The organism is Robertmurraya sp. DFI.2.37, assembly GCF_029211245.1.
Classification (GTDB): Bacteria; Bacillota; Bacilli; order Bacillales; family Cytobacillaceae; genus Robertmurraya; species Robertmurraya methanolica_A.
The window spans coordinates 1-286 of sequence record NZ_JARGEJ010000951.1 but is presented as its reverse complement, the minus strand read 5'-3'; the positions used below and the strand labels follow the sequence as shown (position 1 = coordinate 286).

At 36.0% G+C, this 286-nt stretch carries 1 protein-coding gene; it reads left to right on the top strand.

The annotated features are described in order from the left end of the window. Positions 1-286, top strand: a 286-nt coding sequence (locus tag PZE06_RS29300; RefSeq protein WP_275792590.1) for a recombinase family protein, incomplete at both ends; no start/stop codon positions are given.

Here is a 286-nt window from a genome sequence, read left to right as displayed (position 1 = left end):
CTTACAAAAGAAAAGAAAGTTGATATTATTGTTTTGGATATGCCGTTATTGGATACAAGAAGAGGCAAAGATCTTATGGGGACATTTCTGAGTGATATTGTTTTACAGGTATTGTCTTTTGTAGCTGAAAATGAAAGAAGTAACATAAAACAGCGTCAGGCAGAAGGAATTGCTGTTGCCAAAGCCAAAGGTGTACGTTTTGGGCGTCCACCGAAGCCATTACCAAAAGATTTTCATAAGATATATAAGAAATGGAAAGATGGAAAAATATCAGGTGTAGTTGCTG